Source organism: Roseiarcus sp., assembly GCF_049514155.1.
GTDB lineage: Bacteria > Pseudomonadota > Alphaproteobacteria > Rhizobiales > Beijerinckiaceae > Roseiarcus.
The window spans coordinates 1-20796 of the sequence record NZ_JBEKVH010000061.1; the positions used below are offsets into that span (position 1 = coordinate 1).

General features: G+C 68.0%; 20 protein-coding genes, 1 tRNA gene and 1 pseudogene. 7 read left to right on the forward strand and 15 right to left on the reverse strand.

All coding sequences use genetic code 11. The features are described from left to right. Both ABSF49_RS10700 and ABSF49_RS10705 read right to left on the reverse strand, forming a co-directional pair. Positions 1-837 (reverse strand): MFS transporter (locus ABSF49_RS10700; RefSeq protein WP_424112641.1); only part of this gene is annotated, 837 nt, incomplete at its 3' end. 43 nt (positions 838-880) lie between these two features. Then, on the reverse strand, positions 881-2251 hold the full coding sequence (locus ABSF49_RS10705) for a phospholipid carrier-dependent glycosyltransferase (RefSeq protein ID WP_424112642.1): 1371 nt from the start codon (positions 2249-2251) through the stop codon (positions 881-883). A gap of 191 nt (positions 2252-2442) precedes the next feature. On the opposite strand from ABSF49_RS10705, the gene ABSF49_RS10710 reads away from it, so the two are divergent. Further along, entirely contained in the window at positions 2443-3357 is a 915-nt protein-coding gene (locus tag ABSF49_RS10710) for a slipin family protein (RefSeq protein WP_424112643.1), read from the forward strand. 25 nt (positions 3358-3382) lie between these two features. On the opposite strand, the gene ABSF49_RS10715 is transcribed toward ABSF49_RS10710, so the two are convergent. The 9 genes from ABSF49_RS10715 to ABSF49_RS10755 form a co-directional block, all read right to left on the reverse strand. Beyond that, complete coding sequence (locus ABSF49_RS10715; protein WP_424112644.1) at positions 3383-4096, reverse strand: NAD-dependent deacylase; 714 nt, start codon at positions 4094-4096, stop codon at positions 3383-3385. Between the two features lie 200 nt (positions 4097-4296). Further along, positions 4297-5229, reverse strand: coding sequence for a GTPase Era (gene era, locus ABSF49_RS10720; RefSeq protein WP_424112645.1), 933 nt, complete (start codon positions 5227-5229; stop codon positions 4297-4299). Continuing rightward, entirely contained in the window at positions 5226-5927 is a 702-nt protein-coding gene (gene rnc / locus ABSF49_RS10725) for a ribonuclease III (protein WP_424112646.1), read from the reverse strand. The genes era and rnc overlap by 4 nt, the downstream gene beginning before the upstream one ends. Before the next feature lie 42 nt (positions 5928-5969). Then, positions 5970-6785, reverse strand: coding sequence for a signal peptidase I (gene lepB, locus ABSF49_RS10730; RefSeq protein WP_424112647.1), 816 nt, complete (start codon positions 6783-6785; stop codon positions 5970-5972). A gap of 222 nt (positions 6786-7007) precedes the next feature. Further along, positions 7008-8081 carry a BMP family ABC transporter substrate-binding protein gene (locus ABSF49_RS10735; RefSeq protein WP_424112648.1) on the reverse strand — a complete coding sequence of 358 codons (1074 nt, stop codon included), beginning with the start codon at positions 8079-8081 and terminating at the stop codon, positions 7008-7010. A gap of 124 nt (positions 8082-8205) precedes the next feature. Next, positions 8206-9129, reverse strand: coding sequence for an ABC transporter permease (locus ABSF49_RS10740; RefSeq protein WP_424112649.1), 924 nt, complete (start codon positions 9127-9129; stop codon positions 8206-8208). After that, positions 9126-10214, reverse strand: coding sequence for an ABC transporter permease (locus ABSF49_RS10745; protein ID WP_424112650.1), 1089 nt, complete (start codon positions 10212-10214; stop codon positions 9126-9128). Before ABSF49_RS10745 ends, ABSF49_RS10740 begins: the two co-directional genes overlap by 4 nt. After that, positions 10204-11760: an ABC transporter ATP-binding protein gene (locus ABSF49_RS10750; RefSeq protein WP_424112651.1), complete on the reverse strand. Its 1557-nt coding sequence runs from the start codon at positions 11758-11760 to the stop codon at positions 10204-10206. Before ABSF49_RS10750 ends, ABSF49_RS10745 begins: the two co-directional genes overlap by 11 nt. A 77-nt stretch (positions 11761-11837) precedes the next feature. Then, positions 11838-12812 (reverse strand): quinone oxidoreductase family protein, encoded by a 975-nt coding sequence (locus ABSF49_RS10755; RefSeq protein WP_424112660.1) that lies wholly within the window; start codon positions 12810-12812, stop codon positions 11838-11840. Between the two features lie 210 nt (positions 12813-13022). Here ABSF49_RS10755 and ABSF49_RS10760 point away from each other — a divergent pair. Both ABSF49_RS10760 and ABSF49_RS10765 read left to right on the forward strand, forming a co-directional pair. Continuing rightward, positions 13023-13098 (forward strand) — tRNA-Glu (locus ABSF49_RS10760). Positions 13099-13524: 426 nt separating this feature from the next. Continuing rightward, positions 13525-13827 carry a hypothetical protein gene (locus tag ABSF49_RS10765; protein ID WP_424112652.1) on the forward strand — a complete coding sequence of 101 codons (303 nt, stop codon included), beginning with the start codon at positions 13525-13527 and terminating at the stop codon, positions 13825-13827. A gap of 330 nt (positions 13828-14157) precedes the next feature. On the opposite strand, the pseudogene ABSF49_RS10770 reads toward ABSF49_RS10765, so the two are convergent. Both ABSF49_RS10770 and ABSF49_RS10775 read right to left on the reverse strand, forming a co-directional pair. Next, positions 14158-14316 (reverse strand): annotated as a pseudogene (locus tag ABSF49_RS10770) (hypothetical protein); the annotation flags it as partial. A 324-nt stretch (positions 14317-14640) separates the two neighbouring features. Then, positions 14641-15858, reverse strand: coding sequence for an MFS transporter (locus ABSF49_RS10775; RefSeq protein ID WP_424112653.1), 1218 nt, complete (start codon positions 15856-15858; stop codon positions 14641-14643). 217 nt (positions 15859-16075) lie between these two features. On the opposite strand from ABSF49_RS10775, the gene ABSF49_RS10780 reads away from it, so the two are divergent. Next, entirely contained in the window at positions 16076-17023 is a 948-nt protein-coding gene (locus ABSF49_RS10780) for an NAD-dependent epimerase/dehydratase family protein (protein ID WP_424112654.1), read from the forward strand. A gap of 9 nt (positions 17024-17032) precedes the next feature. Here the strand turns inward: ABSF49_RS10780 and ABSF49_RS10785 are convergent, their stop codons facing one another. Further along, entirely contained in the window at positions 17033-17362 is a 330-nt protein-coding gene (locus ABSF49_RS10785; RefSeq protein ID WP_424112655.1) for a TfoX/Sxy family protein, read from the reverse strand. A 128-nt stretch (positions 17363-17490) separates the two neighbouring features. Here ABSF49_RS10785 and ABSF49_RS10790 point away from each other — a divergent pair, with 128 nt between their 5' ends. The 3 genes from ABSF49_RS10790 to ABSF49_RS10800 all read left to right on the forward strand — a co-directional run bounded on the left by ABSF49_RS10790 (position 17491) and on the right by ABSF49_RS10800 (position 19951). Continuing rightward, positions 17491-18687, forward strand: a complete 1197-nt coding sequence (locus ABSF49_RS10790; protein ID WP_424112656.1) for a GNAT family N-acetyltransferase — start codon at positions 17491-17493, stop codon at positions 18685-18687. 14 nt (positions 18688-18701) lie between these two features. Beyond that, positions 18702-19130, forward strand: coding sequence for an HIT family protein (locus tag ABSF49_RS10795; protein WP_424112657.1), 429 nt, complete (start codon positions 18702-18704; stop codon positions 19128-19130). Positions 19131-19228: 98 nt separating this feature from the next. Continuing rightward, positions 19229-19951: a DUF1614 domain-containing protein gene (locus ABSF49_RS10800; RefSeq protein ID WP_424112658.1), complete on the forward strand. Its 723-nt coding sequence runs from the start codon at positions 19229-19231 to the stop codon at positions 19949-19951. Positions 19952-19953: 2 nt separating this feature from the next. Here ABSF49_RS10800 and ABSF49_RS10805 read toward each other — a convergent pair. Beyond that, a partial coding sequence (locus tag ABSF49_RS10805; protein WP_424112659.1) for an AAA family ATPase occupies positions 19954-20796 on the reverse strand: 843 nt, incomplete at its 5' end.

Consider the following 20796-nt stretch of genomic DNA (forward strand, 5'->3'; position numbering starts at 1 on the left):
GATCAGATAAAGCACGAACACCGAGCCGATGACGGTTTGACTGAGCGAGAACGGCGGCGCGGCGAGGCGAAAGCCGATGTAATTGTACGAACAGACGAACACGCCCATGACCACGAAGCCCTCGGCGAACAGCAGCCGCAGCCCGGGATCGGCCAAAGCCCCAGCGAAGGCCGGCCAGAGTTTGGCGAGCGACGCCTGGCGCGGCGCGTAGCGCGAGGGCGGCAGCACGAAGGCGATCCACAGCGCGCCCAGCGACCCGAGCGCGCCGGCCGCCGCGACCGCCGGCCGCCATCCCCAATATTCGCTGATCGAGGCGGCGAGCAGGCGGCCGGACATGCCGCCGAGCGTGGTGCCGGCGATATAGAGCCCCATGCCGAAACCGATCGCCTGCAGGTCGAGCTCGTCGACGAGATAGGCCATCGCCACCGCCGGCAGGCCGGCGAGCGTCACGCCGGCGAGCGCGCGCAGCGCCAGAAAGCTGGTCCAATTCGGCGCCGCCGCGCCAAGCAGGATCGCCAACGACGACAGCGCGATCGACCCCGCCATGACGGTCTTGCGGCCCCACAGGTCGGCGACGGTCCCCGCCCCGATCATCGAGACCGAGAGGACGATGGTCGACAGCGACACCGACAGCGCGGCGCTGGCGGGCGAAATGGCGAAGGCGCGGGAGAAGAGCGGCAACAAGGGCTGCACGTTGTAGAGCAGCGCGAAAGTCGAGAAGCCGCCGAAGGCGAGCGGCGCGGTCACCCGCCAAAACGCTGGATCGCTCCTTGAGATGCGTTGGCCATCGTGAAGCGTAGGCTCGGCGGGAAGCGCGGACTCGGCGGGAAGCGACATGCCAGCTTCCTATGCGCCGCAGCGGTCTATGGGAAGGCCCGTTTCACCGCCAGCCGTCGAACCAGATCCGCGCGGCGAATTCGTCAGGGCCGAGCGGAAACTGCGCCGACAGCACCGGCAGGAAAAAGCCGAAGGCGAGCGCGACGACGACGAGGAAGCCGACCGCCGGTCCGTAGCGCGGGCTCGGTCCGCCGCGGAAGAAGGCGAGCGCCAGCGCCGGCCCGAGGCAGAGGATCGAGGGGAAGTAGTAGTAGAAAAACTCCAGCCCCTTCGGATTGACCGCCCATGGCAGATATTGGGAAAAGAACGCGACGGCGACGATCATGCCGTCGACGTCGCGCCGGCCGATCCACAGCCAGCCGCAATAGAGCAGCGCCGCTTCGCCCGGATAGAACAGGAACGGGTTGGCGAGGCCGACGATCGTCTGCGCCGGATGCTGTGCGCTCCAGGTCGCCGCGGACCCGCCGATCACCTGGAACAGGCACCACACCGGGCGCGTCATCGCCGGCCACTGGTACCAGAGACTGGAATACGGGTGGGTGGCCGAAGAGCCGGTCATGATGTCGATCATTCGCCGCTGGGCGGCGAAGAACTCGACCACCGTTCCGGCGCGAATCATCTGCGGCAGATAGGCGAGGAAATAGGCGAAGAGCGGCGCGACGGCGAAGGCGATCAGCGCCCAACCGAACGTCATCGCCGGCCATTCGGCGGAAGCGTAGAAGTCGTGCTCGCCCGGCTCTTCGAAGCGCGCGCGCCAGAGGCGCATCAGGCCGATCAGCGCGTAAATGGCGACGATTCCGGCCCACAGGAACACGCCCGACAGCTTGCAAGCGCTCGCCAGCCCGAGGCAGACGCCGCTCGAGATCGCCAGAACGATGGCGCGACGCGGCGAATGGCGCTCCTTGAGCGAGAAGGTGACGAGCGCGAGCGCCATTACGCCGAACGCCATCAGGAAGATGTCGAGCATGGCGGCGCGCGACTGGACATAGAGGACGCCGTCGCACAGCGTCGCCGCCGTCGCCCACAGCGCCTGTCGGGCGTCGCGCGTCAGCGCCAACGACCAGGCGAACATCGCCGCGAGCGTCGCGGCGCCGAATCCGGCGCTCAACGCCCGCCAACCGATCGGATTGTCGCCGAAGAGCGCCATGCTGGCGGCGATCAGCAGCTTGGCGAGCGGCGGATGCTCCTGGCGCGTCATCTCGCCGGTCTTCAACAACGTTCGCGCCGCCGGCACGTACCAGGTCTCGTCGAAATAGACCTCGCGCGCCGCATCGAGTCCCCAGCGAAACAGCGCCAGCGCGCCGAGGAAGATCGCGATTCCGACGAGCGTCAGAGCGATCGGCGAAGCGGCGAACCGGCGCAGACGGCCCAGCGCAGGGACGGCTTCGGCGGTCTCGCGGGCGGCTAAGGTCATGGCGACGGTTGAACTCCGGCGTCGGGGCGGCCAATCATGCCCGCGACGCCGCCGCGTCGCAAATGCCGCCGCGTCGCCGGGCTTTGACGGCGCGCAAGGCGCAGACGCGCCGCCTCAGGTATGGTGAGTTTCGCCGATCAGGCGTCGGCGCGTCGGCGAAACGGGCGCGCCGGAGGGAGGAGAATACCGCCATGCGGAAGTCTTCCAGCTTGCAGACGCTCGCGTTCTTCGTCGTGCTGGCGATCGGCTTAGGCGTCGCCTGGGCCGCAGCAGCGCCGCCGTTCTTTTACGCCAGCGGCTGGATCGTCGCCGCCGCCGTGGCGGCCGCGGCCATCGTCGCCGCCGCGATCAGGGTCGCTGACCAGTGGCAGCGCGTCGTCGTGCTGCGGCTCGGCAAGTTCCGCGCGCTGGAAGGGCCCGGCCTGTTCTTCATCATTCCAATCATCGAGACCGTTCCGTACTGGATCGACGTGCGCGTCATCGCCAGCGCCTTCAAGGCCGAGAAGACGCTGACGAAGGACACCGTGCCGGTCGACGTCGACGCCGTCCTGTTCTGGAAGGTGGTCGACCCGAAACGGGCGGCGCTCGACGTCGCCGACTACAACGGGGCGATCAACTGGGCGGCGCAGACCGCGCTGCGCGACGTGATCGGCAAGACCATGCTCGCCGACATGCTGGAGGGGCGGGACAAGATCAGCGCCGACCTGCAGAGGATCATCGACGAGCGCACCGAGCCCTGGGGCGTCAACGTCATCTCGGTCGAGGTCAAAGACGTGCTGATCCCGCCCGCCCTGCAGGACGCGATGTCGATGCAGGCGCAGGCCGAGCGCGAACGCCAGGCGCGCGTCATCCTCGGCGATTCCGAACGCCAGGTGGCGGAGAAATTCGGCGAGGCGGCGAAGACCTACGCCGACAACCCGACCGCCTTCCATTTGCGCGCGATGAACATGCTCTACGAAGGCTTGAAGCGCGACAACGCGACGATCGTCATCGTGCCGAGCACCGCAGTCGATACGATGCAGCTCGGCGCCACGATTGCGAGCCTGAGCACGATGGCCGCGACGACGGGCAAGGCTGTTGCGCCCCCCGCTGCGCCCGGCGGGTGAGCGGCCCCGGAGGCCGGAACGAGACTCAGCGGCTGAGAATGTCCTCGACCCACGCCGGCACGGTTTCGCTCGCCGGCCCGTAGCGGCAATCGTCGAACAGGTCGGCGTTGTCGGCCGACTCGAGGTTGATCTCGCAGGTCTCGATTCCCATGGCGCGCGCCTCGAGGACGAAGCCCGCCGCCGGGTAGACGGCGCCTGAGGTGCCGATGGCGACGAACAGGTCGGCATGTCGGAGCGCCCGCTCGATGTCGTCCATGTAGAGCGGCATCTCGCCAAACCACACGACATGCGGCCGCATCCCGTCGGCGCGACCGCAATGGGGACAGACATCGGCGACGTGGAGGTCGTCGAGCCAGTCGCTGAGCTTGCCGCACAGCTCGCAGCGCGCCTTCAACAGCTCGCCGTGCATATGGATGACGTCGCGAGAGCCGGCTTGCTCGTGGAGGTTGTCGATGTTCTGCGTCACGAGCGTCAAAGCTCCGCCGCGCTGCGACAGCGTCGCGGCGAGCCGCGCCAGCGCGAAATGCGCGGCGTTGGGCTTTGCGTCGCGCATGTCGCGCCGCCGCAGATCATAGAAGGCGAGAACGGTCTCGGGATTGCTCTCGAAGGCGTCGATGCTCGAAAGCTTCATCGGGTCAAAACGACCCCAAATCCCCTCGCCCGTCTTGTCCCGGAACGTGCCGAGGCCGCTTTCGGCCGAAACGCCGGCGCCGGTCAGGACGAAGATGTTGCGTTTCATGCGCCTTTGTCTCCCGTGCGGCGCGATCCGGCGCGCGCTCGCGCACATCGCCGCCGAACAAAGCGGCGGCAATCGAGGGGTCGCGGCGCCAATCGCCGTTATAGGCCGCCGCCGGCGTCAAGCGGTATGCGGTCGTTGTTCGCAGCCGAATCGCCGCCGTCGCGCTCCAACCCGCGCCCGCCGCCGGCTCCGCTTCGCCGTCACGTCTTGGGGAAATCGAGCCCCATCGCCCGGTAGCGCTCGGGATCGTCGAGCCAGTTCGCGCGCACCTTGACGAACAGGAACAGATGCACCGGCGCCTCGTGGGCCTCGGCGATCTCCTTGCGCGCCGCCGAGCCGATCGCCTTGATGGTGCGTCCGCCTTCGCCGATGACGATCTTCTTGTGGCTGTCGCGGGTGACGTAGATCGTCTGTTCGACCCGCGCCGAACCGTCGGGCTGGTCCTTCCACGATTCGGTCTCGACCGTGGTCTGATAGGGCAGCTCGTCGTGCAGCCGCTCGAACAGCTTCTCGCGGGTGATCTCGGCGGCGAGCGCGCGCAGCGGCGCGTCGGCGATCTGGTCTTCGGGATAGAGCCAAGGTCCGTTGGGCATCGCCGCGGCGAGCCGCGCCTTGAGCCGGTCGAGACCGTCGCCGGTGAGGGCCGAGGTCATGAAGGTGTCCACGAACGGCAGCGCCGCGTTGAGCCGCTCGGCGAGCGCCAGCAGACGCGGCCGTTCGACCAGATCGACCTTGTTGAGGACGAGGAATTTCGGCGCGCGCTGCTCGCGCAAAGTCGCGAGAATCACCTGCGTCGCCTCGCTGATCTCCGCCGTCTCGCGCTTGTCGGCGGCTGCGATCTCCTGGCGCGCGTCGATCAGCAGCGCTAACGCGTCGGCGTCGCCCGCCGCGCCCCAGGCGGTGGCGACCATCGCCCGGTCGAGCCGCCGCTTCGGCGCGAACAGGCCGGGCGTGTCGACGAAAATCACCTGCGCCGCGCCTTCGACGAGAATGCCGCGCACGGTCGCGCGCGTCGTCTGCGCCTTGCGCGACACGATCGACACTTTCGCCCCGATCAGCGAATTGAGCAGCGTCGATTTGCCGGCGTTGGGCGCTCCGACGAGCGCGACGAAGCCGCAACGGGTCTCGCTCACGCGCCGCTCCGACGCGCGAGAAACGCCTGTGCGGCGGCCTGTTCCGCGGCGCGCTTGGAGCTCGCTTCGCCGCTTTCCGGCTCGTAGCCCTCGAGCACCACCTGCATGACGAAATGCGGCGCGTGGGCCGGACCGCTGCGCGTCAATTCGACGTAGCGCGGCGCCGACAAGGCGCGCGCCTGGGCCCATTCCTGCACCGCGGTCTTGGCGTCGCGCTCGGGCGAGACGTCGGCGTCCATGCGCGGACGCCACGAGCGCGCGACGACCTCGTGCGCCGCGGCGAAGCCGGCGTCGAGATAGGCCGCGCCGATGATCGCCTCGCAGATGTCGGCGAGGATCGCCTCCTTCTTGCGGCCGCCGGCGCGCGCTTCGCCCTGCCCCATCGCCAGATGCGGGCCGACGTCCCATTCGGCGGCGACCGCGGCGCAGGTTTCGCGGCGCACGAGCTTCGCCAGTCGCATCGACAATTCGCCTTCGCTCGCCTGCGGGAAGCCCTGGTAGAGCATATCGGCGATGACGACGCCGAGCACCCGGTCGCCGAGAAACTCGAGTCGCTGATAGGACTGGGTGCGGTCGGCGCCGCCGGCGGCGGGCGCGGAGAGGTGGGTGAGGGCGCGCGCGAGCAGGCTGCGATCCTGGAAGGCGTGGCCGATCCGCCCTTCCAGCGCCGAGAGTTCGATCTTGGGTTTCTTGGTCATTTCAGGGCGCAGCCGCCCCCGCCGCGGCGCCTGGCCGAGCCTTTAGCGAACGGCATGAAACATGCGGTTCCAGCGCACCGTCCACGGCCATTGCCAAACTTCCCACGCCGGCGCGCCGTCGACCGAGAAGAAGATCACTTCGGCGCGGCCGATCAGATTCTCGAACGGCACGTAACCAACGCCGCCGCGATCGGGCGGCACACGCGAGTCGCTCGAGTTGTCGCGATTGTCGCCCATGAAGAAATACTCGTTGGGCGGCACCGTGTAGACGTCGGTGTTGGCCGTATAGGGCATCGGATTGTTGTCGCCCTCGAGCTGGATGATCTCGTGCTTCACCCCGCCCGGCAGCGTCTCGAGATAGTGCGGCACCTCGACCGGTTCGCCGAAGCGCCCGGTGGTCTGGTAAGGCGGCAGCGGCTGACGGTCGACGATCTGGCCGTTGATGTAGAGCCGGTTGTCGATCATCTGGATGCGGTCGCCGGGCAGGCCGATCAATCGTTTGATGTAGTCGGTCTCGCCGTCGCGCGGCAGCTTGAAGACGATGACGTCGCCGCGCTTGGGCGGCGAAGCGAAGATGCGGCCGGGCATCGCCGCCGGCGCGAGGTCGAGGAACCCCGGCAGCGAAAAGTGCGAATAGCCGTAGGCGTATTTCGAAACGAACAGATAGTCGCCGATCAGCAGCGTCGGGGTCAGCGAGCCGGAGGGAATGTTGAACGGTTGGAACAGCAGCGTGCGGACGACGAGCGCGATGATCAGCGCCTCGACGACGATCTTGACGGTCTCCCACCAGCCCTCTTCCTTGGCCGCCTTGCCGGCGGACGCCTGAATCGGGCGTTTGAGGGCTTTCGGTTCGCTCATGGATCGCTCGAGCCTCGTCGACGGCTTTCAAGCCGCGCTGGTTCCCGCGCCTCCTATACAAGTCCGCTTCCGGCGCGCCAAGCGGCGGCATCGAGCTAGGCGCTCCCCCCGACGACAAAAAGGCGCGAGCGCGGCAATTTTGCGTTTGCGGCCGGCCGCCGCCCCCCATTCAGCGGGGAGCGGCGCGCCGGAGGCTTGTCGCGGCGCCTTGTCGTCGATCCCCTATTGCGGGACTTTGTCGTCGATTCCCTTGACGTACCAGTTCATCGACAGGATGTCGCCGTCGGCCAGCGCCTTGTCGCCCGGCTTGCAGCGGTCCTTGCCGTCCTGATCGAGGACCGGGCAGGCGAACGGGTGCAGCGCGCCCGAGCCGATGGCGGCGGTGGTCTTCTCGGCCATCGCCTTGACGTCGTCTGGCATGTTGGCGAACGGCGCGAGCACGACCATGCCCTTGCCGATGCCGTCCCAGGTGTCTTCCGACTTCCAGGTTCCGTCGATCACCGCCTGGATGCGCTGAGCGTAATACGGACCCCAGTTGTCGGTGTTGGCGGTCAATTGCGCCTTCGGGGCGAACTTCATCATGTCGGAGGATTGCCCAAAGCCGAGCACGCCCGCCTTCTCCGCCTCCTGCAGCGGCGCGGCGGAGTCGGTGTGCTGGGTGAGGATGTCGGCGCCCTGGGCGATCAGCGCCTTGGCGGCGTCGGCCTCCTTGCCGGGATCGAACCAGGTGTTGACCCAGACGATCTTGATCTTGGCGTTGGGATTGGTGGTCGCCAGCCCGCGCTCGAACGCGTCGATGCCGGAAACGACTTCGGGAATCGGGAACGAGACGATGTAGCCGATCGTGTTCGACTTGGTCATCTTGCCGGCGATCTGACCCATCACGTACCGCCCCTCATAGAACTTGGCGGCGTAGGTCGAGACGTTCGGCGCGCGCTTGTAGCCGGTCGCATGCTCGAACATCACCTTCGGGAACTTCTTGGCGACCTTGATCGTCGGGTCCATGAAGCCGAACGAGGTGGTGAAGACGATATTGCAGCCGCTACGCGCGAGCTGCTCGATCGCGCGTTCGGCGTCGCTATCGGGCACGTTCTCGACGAAGGTGGCGGCGTCGACCTTGTCGCCGAGCGCCTTGGCGGCGAAGAGACGGCCCTGGTCGTGCTGGTAGGAATAGCCGAAGTCTCCGACCGGCCCGGTGTAGACCCAACAGGCTTTGACCTTGTCGGCCGCCTGGGCGCCGCCCGCCGTCGCGATCGCCAGCGCGGCCGCCGCCGCTCCCATCAACATTGCACGCATGTTTTTGTCTCCCTCTGCTTGACCCTGCGACCCCCAAGCGCGAGCGCTTCGGCTGTCGCCGCCGAAGACCCGTTCGAGCCAATCCCCGCCACGCCTCGCGGCGCGAGCCCGGCCGTGCGCCCGTTCAACGGTCGGGGATGAACGCGACCCCCAAAGATTGCGGCGCGACCGCCCCGCGCGCATCGCGCGCCGAGAGCAGCACCAGCACGAGAATGGTGACGAGGTATGGCGCGGCGTTGAGCGCCTGGGCGGGGATCGGCACGCCGAGCCCCTGGAAGGCGAGCGCCAGCACCGCCACGCCGCCGAACAGCAGCGCGCCGGCGAGCGCGCGCCACGGCCGCCAGGAAGAGAAGACGACCAGCGCCAGCGCGATCCAGCCGCGCCCGGCGGTCATGTCGGGCGACCAGAACGGCGTGTAGGCGAGCGACAGATAGCTGCCGGCGACGCCCGAGCAAGCGCCGCCGAACAGGATCGCGCCGAGCCGGATGGCCCGCACCGGCAGACCGAGTGCGTGCGCGGAGGTGTGGTTCTCCCCGACCGCGCGCAGCGTCAGCCCGGCGCGGGTGCGGGTCAGCCAATAGGCGACCCCGGCAGTCAGCAGGATCGCCCCATAGACGAAGAAATCCTGGCCGAACAAGAGCTTGCCGACCACGGGAAGATCGCTGAGGCCGGGAATGCGCAATTCCCACGCGCGTGCGCGCTTGAGGCCGACGAAGCCCGAGCCGATCAGATTGGCGAGACCGCGACCGACGATGGTGATCGCCAGGCCGGCGGCGACCTGGTTGGCGGCGAGGCCGATGACCAGGAAGGCGAAGACCGCGGAGAGCGTCGCGCCGCAAAGCGCCGCGCCGAGGACGCCGACCAGAGTCGAATTGGTCGCATAGGCGATGGCGAAGCCGGTCGAGGCGCCGATGATCATCATCCCTTCGAGGCCGAGATTGAGCACGCCGGCGCGCTCGGCGACGATCTCGCCGACCGCGGCGATGAGCAGCGGCGTGGCCGCCGAAACGACGATCATCAGGATGTCGACGATCGCCTGTCCGTTCATGACCGCGCGCTCCGGGTGAAGGTCAGACGGTAGCGCGCCAGGACGTCGGCGGCGAGCACGCAGATGAGCAGGACGCCTTGGAAGGCAAGCGTCATATCGCCGGGGAGATGCATCGCGATCTGCGCGTCCTCGCCGCCGACGAAGGTCAGCGCCAGCACGAGGCCGGCGACGAGAATGCCGACCGGCGACAGGCGGCCGAGAAAGGCGACGATGATCGCCGAGAAGCCGTAGCCGGGCGAGATCGACGGCAGCAGCTGGCCGATCTTGCCCGAAACCTCGACCACGCCGGCCAGGCCCGCGAGGCCGCCGGAAATCAGGAAGGCGGCGATGGTGATGCGGCGATCGTCGAAGCCGCCGAAACGCGCCGCGCGCGGCGACGAGCCGGCAAGCCGCACCGAGTAACCGAACAAAGTCTTTGAAAAGACCACCGCCGCGATTGCGACGACGATCGGCGCGAACAGAACCCCGAGATGCAGCGAGCCGCCGTCGACCAGCGTCGGCAACGTCGCTTCGGGATCGAAAACGACCGAAACCGGCAGATTGTGGCCCTCCGGGTCCTTCCACGGTCCGCGCACCAGCCAGTCGAGCGCGAGCTGCGCGACATAGACCAGCATCAGGCTGGTGAGGATTTCCGAGACGTTCAGCCTGACTTTCAGCAGCGCCGGGATCAGCGCGTAGAGCGCGCCGCCGACCACGCCGAGCAGCATCATCGCCGGCAGGATCCACCACGAGCCGAAGACCCCCTGTCCCGCGCCGTCGTGGGTCAGAAGCCCGAGCCAGCCGCCAAGCGCGCCGCCGGCGATGAACTGGCCTTCGGCGCCGATGTTCCACAGATTGGCGCGGTAGCAGAAGGCGAGGCCGACGCCGATGAGCACCAGCGGCGTCGCCTTCACCGCGATCGCCTGCAGCGAATAGGACTGCGTCAGCGGCTGGACGAAATAGACGTCGAAGGCGGTCAGCGGCGAGCGGCCCATCAGCGCGATGACGATGCCGCCGACGACGATTGCGACCGCCATCGCCGCCGCGGGCGCGAGAATTTCGCGCAGGCGCGAACGCTGCGCTCGGGCGACGAGATCAACCCGCATGCTCGTCCTCGCCCATCCCCGTCATCAACAGACCGATCGCTTCGCGGGTCGTGGCGCGCGTCTCGCGCGGCGCCGACAGCCGACCGCCATGGATGACGACGAGCCGATCGCAGATCTCGAACAATTCGTCGAGATCCTGGCTGATCGCCAACACCGCCACGCCCTGGGCGGAAAGGTCGAGCAGCGCCTGGCGGATCGCCGCAGAGGCGAGCGCGTCGACGCCCCAGGTCGGCTGGTTGACCACGAAGACGCCGGGGTGGGCGAGAATCTCGCGGCCGACGACGAACTTCTGCAGGTTCCCGCCCGACAGCGTGCGGGCGAGCGGGTTGAACCCGGACTTGCGCACGTCGAACGCGGCGACGACTTCGGCGGCCTTGGCGAGCGCGCGATCGGCGACGATGAAGCCGCCGCGGGTCATCCCTCGCTTGCCGTGGCTGGTGAGGACGACGTTCTCCGACAGGCTGAAGTCGGGCGCGGCGGCGTGGCCGTTGCGCTCTTCGGGCACGAAGACGGCGCGCCGCGCGCGCCGACCGTGAACGCCGACGTCGCCAACCGCGTGGCCGTCGATATAGATCGCGTCGGGTCGGTCGGCGATCAATTCGCCCGACAGACAGGCGAACAGTTCAGACTGGCCGTTGCCGGCGACGCCGGCGACGCCGACCACCTCGCCGGCGCGCACGGTCAGCGACACGTTCTTCAGCGATACGCCGTGCTGCGAGGGCGAAGCCGCGCTCAATCGGTCGACGACGAGGCGCGGCTTGCCCGGCTGGCGCCCCTCGTCAGCCCGCACGTCGTTGATCTGCGCCCCGACCATCAACGCAGCGAGCGAGCGAGCGGTCTCGGCGCCGGGATCGCATGAGGCGACCACCTTGCCGAGCCTGAGGATGGTCGCGCGGTCGCACAGGCGCTGCACCTCTTCGAGATGGTGGGAGATGTAGAGCACCGCCCTGCCCTCGGCCTTCAGCCGCCGCAGCGTCTCGAACAGCCGCTCCGCTTCCTGCGGCGTCAACACCGAGGTCGGCTCGTCGAGGATCAGCGCCTTCGGGTCCTGCAACAGGCAGCGCGCGATTTCGATACGCTGGCGCTCGCCGGCGGAGAGCGAATAGACCGGGCGGCTCGGTTCGAGGGAAAAACCGTAGGCGCGCGAGATTTCGGCGATGCGGCCGGGCAGCGTATCCAGCCGCTCCGTCTTCGGCAACGCGAGCGCGACGTTCTCGGCCACCGTGAGATTGTCGAACAGCGAGAAGTGCTGGAACACCATGCCGATCCCGAGCGCGCGGGCGGCGTTGGGGCTCGGCAGGACGACCGGCTTGCCCCGCCACAGGATTTCGCCCTCGGTCGGGCTCAGCAGCCCATAGAGGATCTTGACCAGAGTCGACTTGCCGGCTCCGTTCTCGCCGAGCAAGGCGTGGATTTCGCCGCGCGCCAGATCGAGGTCGACGCGATCGTTGGCGACGAAATCCCCGAACCGTTTGGTGATCGCCCGCGCAGCGAGCAACGGCGCGCCGCTTGGGTCATTTGCCTCGATCTCCGTCGCCTGATCCACCCCTCCTCCTCGCAGCCGCAGCAATCTACCTCGGCCGTCGCTTCTGGCTAGGCCGTCGCCGGCTGAATTTCACTATGTCACGGCAGGAGGACGGTTGTTCCTGTCGTCTGGCGCGCCTCGAGAGCCGCGTGGACGCGGGCGGCGTCGGCGAGCGGCGCCTCGATCGGCGGCGGGATCTTCACCTTGCCCGAGGCGACGACGGCGAACAGCTCTCGCGCCATCTTTTCGAGCCGCGCGCGGTCGGCGAGAAAGGTGAAGAGCGTCGGCCTGGTGACGAACAGCGAGCCCTTCTGCGCCAGCAGCGCCAAGTTGAAGGATTCGACGCCGCCGGACGCCGAACCGAAGCTCGCAAACATGCCGAACGGACGCAGGCAGTCGAGCGAAGCGGGGAAAGTCGCCTTGCCGACGCCGTCGTAGACGACGTGGCATTTCGCGCCCTTGGTGATCTCGGCGACGCGGACGGCGAAGTCCTCCTCGCGGTACAGGATGACGTGCTTGGCCCCGCATTTCTTGGCGATCTTGGCCTTCTCCGCGGAGCCGACGGTGGCGATCACCGTCGCCCCTAACGCCTTGCCCCACTGGCACAGCAGCTGGCCGACGCCGCCCGCCGCGGCGTGAACGAGGATGACGTCGCCCTTCGTCACCTTGTGGGTCTGACGCAGCAGATATTGGGCGGTCAGGCCCTTCATCATCATCGCCGCGGCGGTCGTGTAGGAGAGCGATTTCGGCAGCTTGACGAGGTGCCTGGCCTCGACATTGCGCTCCTCGGCGTAGGAGCCGAGGGTCGAGACGTAGGCGACCCGGTCGCCGGGACGAAAGCCTTTGACCCCCTTGCCGATCGCGACGACCTCGCCCGCGCCCTCGTTGCCGGGCGTGAACGGGTAAGGCGGGGGCGGATAAAAGCCGGTGCGGTAATAGACGTCGAGGTAGTTGACGGCGATCGCGTGGTGGCGAACCCGCGCTTCGCCGGGCCGGGGCGGCGGCAGTTCGACCTCCTCCAGACGCATGACGTCGGGGGCGCCGATGTGATGGATTCGTATCGCGCGCATGATCGCGGCCTCCCCCGCCCGACTGGCGCGCCATGATTCTCCCTCGACCGGGCGGCGCGCAAGGCGCGATGTGAATTGGCAAGCGGCGAATGCGGCTTATCCCCTTGTTCGCGCCGGGCTCCCGCGAGGGCCTTAGGAAAGCGGCGGCGCGGCTTGCCAGCCTGCGCGTCCGACTTTATAGCAGGCCTCGTTCCGCCGGCCTGCAGCCGACCCGCGCCCATCGTCTAGCGGTCCAGGACGTCGCCCTTTCACGGCGAAAACAGGGGTTCGATTCCCCTTGGGCGCGCCAATAAATCAACAACTTAACGCCGTCGCCACCAGGCCCTGTCCAATATCTGGCCAATACACGGACGCGGATTAGGGCGGATCAATGTGGACAATTGAAGGGCATTCGAACGGCCGCCGGGGCGTCTCGGCGGCCGGCCTGAAAGAGCCGCGCGCCTCGGCCTCCCCGGGCTATGCGCGCGCGCCGCGTCCCAACGCCTGCGCCAAGCGGCTCGCGATCGCCATCCGTCGCGCCTTGGCCGGGCGTGAGCCCCACACGGCGCCCGGCGGCGCGCCAAACCGGCCTTGCGGGTGCAATTGCGCGGCGCGATGATGAACTTGCGGCTTTACCGCCGGCGTTCGCCGTCCGCCGCTCGGTCGCATTCGCCGGCGTCGAGTTCATTGCCGAGAACGGCGGCGGGGCGCGCGTGAGGCCGCGGAAGAGGGCAGAATGAAGGACCAGGACGTAACAATTGACCCGGCCGAAATCCGTGGGGTTCTGTTGAAGGCCTTGGATGGCCTTGCCGCCGGACTGATCGACACGCGTACCGCCAACAGACTTTCGAAAGCGGTGAAACGCACGAACTCACTTATGCGCGCGAGCCACGAGGGAGCGACGGCCGATCAGCGCAGCGAGTTTGCCTCAATCGTCGCAGAGTTACGAGAGGCCAACCGAATGCTTACCGATCTTCTCGCTCGCAATCCTGACTCGACGATCGCCGCCGAGGATCTGAACGCGAGCAACGACGAGTAGGCGGCGGCGTTCGGCAAAGAGGCTCCGATGGCAGGATACGCACGGGTCGCCGGAATTTGGATCAGCGGCCTTTTGGGATCGACGATCGTCGGCTCAATGCTTGGGACGCTCTTCTTCAACGCTTTCGGAGACCCCAGCATTCTCGGGGGTATTGCAGGCTTCCTCCTGTTCACTTGCTTCCGGCTTTGGGTGCGCGAGGCGAGGGCTGACACTGACCTCGCGGCAAGGCTCTCGGACGACTAATTTGCGGGAATTACGGTATTACGGAATTGAACTGCGCCCCTCGACTGAGACAAATCATTTGAGGGACAAGTCCTTGGTTATGGCCTTTCAGACAGTCCCAAGTTGGCGGAGTTCGTTCTCGAACTCGACCGGGGGTTTATATCCGAGGGCGGAGTGGAGCCGGCCGCGGTTATAGATGGTTTCGAGGAAGGCGCCGATGCGTTGGCGGGCGTCTTCGAGCGAGACGTAGGTTTTGCCGGGAATTACGGAATTACGGAATTACGGTGACGCATGCACAAATCCCTTTTCGGAATTACGAATTACGGAATTACGGTGACGCATGCACAAATCCCTTTTCGCGGAATTACGGTGACGCATGCACAAATCCCTTTTCGGCGGTTCGCGGGGTTCGCAGGGCGCTCAACTCAACCTTTCATTGCGCCGCCGTCCGCTGGGGCGATGGCCACGCAGTCCACCGCCCCGGCGGACAATTTCCACGCAACCCGCTGAAAACAATTCATCGCACCCGAAAATGGCGCCCCCGCTATTCGTCGAAGACCGCGCGGCGATAGTCGGCCGGATCGGCGGCGACTAGGCGGAGCAGGCTGCATCGGCCGCCCTCGCGCTCCGCTGCTTCCTGTCGAGCGCCACCGACACGGCGAAGACCGCCAATCCCGCCAATGCGAGCAGCGCCCCGACCCAGCCGGTCGAGGCCCAGCCGTAGCCGGCGCTGATGACCGCTCCGCCCAGCCAGGCGCCGACGGCGTTGGCGATGTTGAGGGCCGAGTGGTTAAGCGCCGCCGCCAGCGTCTGCGCCTCACGACCGACATCCATCAGCCGCATCTGCAGCGCCGGCACGGCCGCGAAGCCCGTGCCGATCAGCAGCACGAACGGGACCGCGGTCCACGCCCAATGCACGGCGAGAGAGAAGAGCGCGAGGACCGCCGCGTTCCAGACGATCGCTCCGAAGATGGTCGGCAGCAGGCCTCGATCGGCGAAGCGAGGGCCGACGACGTTGCCCAGGATCATGCCCGCGCCGAAGCAGGCCAGCACCGCGGGAACCCACGCGAGCGGGATGCCCGACACCTGCACCAGGGTCGGCGTGATGTAGGTGAAGACCGCAAACATGCCGCCGAAGCCGACCGCGCCGACGGCGAGCGTCAGCCAGACTTGCGGATTGCGCAGCGCGCCGAGCTCGCGCAGCGGTCCGGCGTCGGGATGCGGCGCGTCGTGCGGAACCAGGACGGCAGAGAGGACGACGCCCAAGAGGCCAATGGCGCCGACCAGCGCGAACGCCGCCCGCCAGCCGAGCAACTGTCCCGCCCAGGTGGCGAGCGGCGTGCCGAGCAGGGTGGCGATGGTGAGCCCGAGCATCACGCGGCCGACCGCCTTGGCGCGTCCGCCCGGCCCCGCCATGCCGGCTGCGACCAAAGAGGCGACGCCAAAGAACGCGCCGTGCGGCAGGCCGCTGACGAAGCGAAGGCCGACGAGCATTGGAAAGCTCATGGCGAAGCCGCTGGCGATGTTGCCCAGCCCGAACATCGCCAGCAGCAGCAGCAGGAAATTGCGCCGGGCGAGTTTGGCGCCAAGGACCGCAAAGACGGGCGCGCCGACCACCACGCCGAGCGCGTAGGCGCTGATGATGTGGCCGGCCTGAGGCACGGTGACGCCGAACCCGTCGGCGACGCTCGGCAGGAAGCCCATGGCGGCGAACTCGCCGGTGCCGATCGCGAAACTGCCGACCGCGAGCGCCGCCTCGGCGGCGCGGGCGCGGCCAAGTGAAATCGACGCCGATGGCTCGACGGACATGACGTGTTTCCCCGAATGTCGGAATTGGCGAAGCGGCGGAGAGCCCGCCGCCGATTGGCGCCACTATGCCCGGCGCGCGTTCAGCAATAAACGGTGAAATTCGGAATTTGGTCGCGGAATCATCGCGAATTTGTGATGTCGTTCGTCGACCGTGGAGCTGCGCGTTCCCTTCCGCGGCGGCGCGGCCTAGGCTTTCGGCGCAGCGAAGGAGCGAGACATGGGCGACCAAATCGGCGTCATCGGCTACGGCGCGGTCGGCGCGGCGACCGTCGAACGGCTTGCCGCGGCGGGACGCGCAGTCGTCGTCGCGCAGCGTCAGCCGCCCGCGAGTCTGCCCCCGGGCGTCGATTTTCGCCGCTGCGACGCGCTCGACGCGGCAAGCGTGCGGGCGGCCGTAGCGGGATTGTCCCAGGTCGTGCTGGCGATCGGCTTTCCCTATGTCGGCGCGCTGTGGCGCGAGGCCTGGCCGCGCACGATGACGAATTTTGTCGAGGCTTGCGCGGCTGAAGGCGCGCACCTGGTGTTCTTCGACAATCTCTACATGTACGGCCCGCAGACGGCGCCGCTCAGCGAATCGACGCCGCTGCAGCCCGTCGGCGTCAAGCCAGCGGCGCGGGTCGCTGCGACGCGCATCTGGATGGCGGCGAGCCAGGCCGGGCGGCTGCGCGTCGCCGCTCTGCGTGCGCCCGACTTCTACGGCCCCGGCGTGATCCAGGCCCATCTCGGCGACACCGCCTTCGGCGCGCTGGCGCGTGGCGGCCGCGCGCAGTTCATCGGCTCGCCGGACACGCCGCACGACTTCGCCTACGTGCCGGATTGCGCGCGCGCGGTCGTCAGCCTGCTCGACGCGCCCGACGACGTCTACGGCCAGGCTTGGCACGCTCCCAGCGCGCCGATCCGAACGCCCCGCCAGATCCTCGCCCTTGGCGCGGCGGCGATTGGCGTTGCGCCGCGCGCGATCGGCCTGCCGACCGCGCTCCTCGGCCCGCTCGGCCTGTTCGTTCCGCCGCTGCGCGAACTCGCCGAGATGCGGTTCCAGTGGGATCGGCCGTACCTGGTGGATTCGAGCCGCTTCGCCAAGCGTTTCTGGGCCGACGCGACGCCGTTCGAGATCGGAGCGCCGGCGACCGCGCGGTGGTTCCGCGACCGCGTCGGCGCACGATAGCGGCGGCGGTCATTTCGCTGGCAAGGAGCGCACGAAGCGAAGAGCGGCGTCGATCAGCCTACCGCGCAAGGCGTCGTCGCCGAACGCCGCCGGCCCGGCCCGCACCCAGCCGCGCATCCGTCGACCGCGCGAGATCATCGGTGCGACGTCGGGAATTTCCAGCGCCCAGCCGTCCTTGTCCGCGCCGAGCCGGACCAACATCCCGTCGTCGCGGGCGCCGCAAAGCAGGGCGCCATTGAGCAGCCAGGTGCGCCCTCCGAACATGGGCTTTTCCGTCAATCCCGGTTCCGACGCGAGACGCTCCCGCAACAGCTCCTCCAGACCCTCGTCGCGCGCCATGCCCGCCTCCGTCGATCCGGCGCCGATGCTAACCGAAACCGCGCCGCGGCGCGCGGACTTGGCGCGCGGCCGTAGCGCGTTATGATGAGCCGGCGCCTCCCGAGCGCCCCTCCCACAAGACGTCCCGCATGCCCGCAGAACTCGCCGTCCGCACCGTCGCCAGCCTCGCCGAGATCGCCCCCGAGGCCTGGGACGCCTGCGCCAACCCGCCTGGGCTGACGGCGGAGGGAAACGCCGGCGAGCGTTTCAATCCGTTCGTCACGCACGCATTCTTGCGCGCGCTCGAGCAATCAGGCTCGGTCGGCGGCCGCTCGGGTTGGACGCCCGCCCATGTGATCGTCGAGGACGCGAACGGCCGGCTGGTCGCCGCCGCGCCGACCTACCTCAAGACCCACAGCCAGGGCGAATACGTCTTCGACCACGCCTGGGCCGACGCCTATCAGCGCGCCGGCGGCCAGTACTATCCCAAGCTGCAGATCGCCGCGCCGTTCACGCCGGCGACCGGCCGCCGTCTGCTGGTCGGGGCCGATGCGCCTGACGGCGCGGCGCTGGCGCTCGTCGCCGGTTGGCGCGCGTTGCGCGAGGCGATCGAGGCGTCGTCGATCCACGTCACCTTCTGCGATCGACGCGACGCGGAGACGTTGCAGCGCGCCGGCTTCGTCTTGCGGACGGGCGAGCAGTTCCACTTCATCAACGAAGGCTATCGCGACTTCGACGACTTCCTCGCTTCCCTCGCCTCGCGCAAGCGCAAGGCGATCAAGCGCGAGCGGCGCGACGCGCTGGGCGACGACATCGAAGTCGACCTTCTCACCGGAAGCGAGATCAAACCAGAGCATTGGGATGCGTTCTTTGCCTTCTACATGGATACCGGCTCGCGCAAATGGGGCCGCCCCTACCTGACGCGCGCGTTCTTCGACCGCATCGGCGCGACGTTCGCCGACCGCGTGCTGCTGGTGATGGCGCGCCAGGGTCGGCGCTATGTCGCCGGGGCGATCAATTTCCTTGGCGACGACGCGCTCTACGGCCGCAACTGGGGCGCGATCGTCGAGCGGCCGTTTCTCCATTTCGAGATTTGCTATTATCAAGCGATCGAATTCGCCATCCGACGCGGCATCGGCCGAGTCGAAGCGGGCGCGCAGGGGGAGCACAAGCTGTCGCGCGGCTATCGTCCGGTCGCGACCTACTCGGCGCATGAGTTTGGCGACGTCCGTATGCAGCGGGCCGTCGCCGACTATCTCGCCCGCGAACGGCCGGCGGTGGCCGAGGCGATCGAGGAATATTCCGAGCGCCTGCCCTTCCGTCGCGCTGAGTCGGAAAGCGATTGACAGTGGAGACACACGTGAGCGCGTCCTACGATCCGCAGAACATATTCGCCAAGATCCTGCGCGGCGAGGCGCCGTGTGTGCGCGTCGCCGAGGACGAAGTCTCGCTCGCGTTCATGGACATCATGCCGCGCGCCGAAGGCCACGTCCTCGTCATTCCCAAGACGCCGGCCCGCAACCTGCTCGACATTTCCGCCGCCGAACTCGCGCGCTTCATCCCGTCGGTGCAGACGATCGCCCGCGCAGTCAAGGCGGGCATGGCGGCGGAGGGAATCGTCGTCCAACAGTTCAACGAGCTCGGCGGCGGACAGGTCGTCTTTCATCTCCACTTTCACGTTCTGCCGCGCTGGACCGGCGTCGCGATCAAGCCGCCGGGCGGGCCGGTCGTTCCCGCCGACCAGCTCGAACCGCACGCCGCCAAGATCCGCGCCGCGCTGAAGGGCTAGGCGCGCAAGAAAACAGCGGTGCCGCCCGTCGCTGCGCTCCTCGCAACGATGGCGCCGCGATTCGATGGATTCCTGCCGCACCGAACGCCGGGCGACCGATGTATTCAAACCATCTGCATTACCTCCCCGCGCAGATCCTGCTCTATCTGCTGGCCGGCGGGCTGCTTCTCGTCCTGGTGACGCTGCTCGAGATCGGCATCCTCAACAGCGCCTATCGCCGGCTCGGATTGCCGCCGCGGGCGGCGATGCTGGTGCTGCTCGCCTCGCTGGTCGGTTCCTATCTCAACATTCCGGTTGCGCGACTGCCTGAGGCGCACGTCGTCGCCCGCGCCTTCGTCGACGCCTTCGGCATGCCTTATCTCGTCCCGCAGGTCGTCGACTGGCCGGGCACGATCGTCGCCGTCAACGTCGGCGGCGCGCTCATTCCGGCGCTGCTGTCGATCTATCTCGTCGTCGCCAACCGCCTCTATTTCGAGGCGGCGGTCGCGACGGCGATTGTCGCGGTGGTCGTGCACCTTCTGGCGACGCCGATCCAGGGCGTCGGCATTTCGGTGCCGATCTTCTGGCCGCCGGTCCTCGCGGCGGTCACGGCGCTCGTCCTTTCGCGCCGCTACGCCGCGCCGCTCGCCTATGTCGCCGGCTCGATCGGCGTGCTGACCGGCGCCGACCTCGCCAACCTCGACAAGCTGCAGAATCTCGGCGCGCCCGTCGCCTCGATCGGCGGCGCGGGAACCTTCGACGGCGTGTTTCTCGCCGGCGTGGTCGCGGTTCTGCTGTCGGGAATCGGCCAGCGGCGCGCCGTGTCAGGCGCGCCGCGGTAAGCTCAGCTCGCCTGCGGCTCGCTCGGCGATTCCTCGCTCGATTCGCTCGGTTCGCTCTCGGCGCGCTTGCGCGCCCTGCCCTTGCGCGCCTCGGCGGCCCCCTCGGCCCGCTTGCGGCCGGCGACGATCAGGTCGCGTTCGAGCCGCGGCTGCGCCGGGCCCTCGGGATAGACGAAGCTGAGCTTCTTGACCCCGGAATCGTCGGCGGTGACGACGACCTTGACGATCCCGCCATTCTTCAGCTTGCCGAACAGCACTTCGTCGGCGAGCGGCGTCTTGATCTGGGTCTGGATGACGCGCGCCATCGGCCGCGCCCCCATCGCCTCGTCATAGCCGTTCTTGACCAGCCAGGCGCGGGCTTCGTCGGTGAGCTCGATGGTCACGTTGCGATCGGCGAGCTGCGCCTCGAGCTGCAGGATGAACTTGTCGACCACCTGGGCGATGACTTCTTCCGGCAGCCGCGAGAACGGCACGATGGCGTCGAGCCGGTTGCGGAACTCCGGCGAGAACAGCCGGTTGATCGCTTCGGTGTCGTCGCCCTCGCGCCTCGACTTGTGAAAGCCGAACGACTCGCGGGCGAGGTCCTGCGCGCCGGCATTGGTCGTCATGATCAGGATAACGTTGCGGAAGTCGATCTGCTTGCCGGCATGGTCGGTCAGTTTGCCGTGATCCATCACTTGCAACAGGATGTTGAAAAGATCGGGATGCGCCTTCTCGATCTCGTCGAGCAGCAACACCGAATGCGGATGCTGGTCGATCGCGTCGGTCAGCAGCCCCCCCTGGTCGAAGCCGACATAACCGGGCGGCGCGCCGATCAGCCGCGAAACGGTGTGGCGCTCCATGTA